Source organism: Brasilonema bromeliae SPC951, assembly GCF_012912135.1.
Lineage (GTDB): Bacteria > Cyanobacteriota > Cyanobacteriia > Cyanobacteriales > Nostocaceae > Brasilonema > Brasilonema bromeliae.
In genome coordinates, this window is the sequence record NZ_QMEB01000005.1 from 56715 (window position 1) to 57545 (window position 831).

Sequence of the window (831 nt, forward strand, 5' to 3'; positions counted from 1 at the left end):
GTTGGGCGATGAACCATGCCATGTTATTGAGGGTTGCAGCTTTGCCACCGACATCGCCAATACGCTCTACTATTTCCAAGGATTGTTCCCATAGTGCGATCGCCCTCTCGATGTCTCCTTGTTGGGCGATGACTCCTGCCATGTTGCACAGGGTTGCAGCTTTGCCACCGACATCGCCAATGCGCTCTACTATTTCCAACGATTGTTGCCAAAGTGCGATCGCCCTCTCAATGTCTCCTTGTCGGGCGATGACTCCTGCCATGTTGTTCAGGGTTGCGGCTTTTCTGGTATCGTCATCTTCAGGGCAAAGGTCTAAAGCTTGCTGATAATGGGCAACAGCATCCTCAACTCTGCCCAAAACCTCTTCTACACGGGCGATGGTTCCCAAGATGCGGTAGTCCAGAAACTTTTGCAGTAATTGATCACAAAGTTGGAAAGTCTCCACAAACCGGGAACTGTTCGCCCAGTGGCTTACAATCCTATCCCCAACACTAACAGCAATTTCCTCCTCCCCTGCCAGCAGTCCTAACCTCACTATCTCCAGTCCTTGCTCTTCCGTGTGTTTCTCAGACTTCTCCCACCACACTAGATAAATTTTCCTTGCTGCTTGCTGTCGCGTTGTCAGCCACTCTTCCTCACTCAATATCGGTTCCAGCAAGAATTCTAAAATCGTTGTCACACGATATTCAGCAGTTTGGGTGGCGTGAGTCGTTGCAGATTCAACTAAGCTGAGGCTTACTAATTTCTCTAAACATAACCTCTGCTCATCTCTTGCTCCCCTCTCCTTACTAAGGAGAGGGGCTGGGGGTGAGGTTGTGCTAAGGAGAGGGG

Annotated in this window: 1 protein-coding gene; it reads right to left on the bottom strand. The window is 50.1% G+C overall.

From position 1 onward, the window contains the following. On the bottom strand, positions 1-831 hold an 831-nt coding region (locus tag DP116_RS01495), incomplete at both ends, for a tetratricopeptide repeat protein (RefSeq protein WP_169153485.1).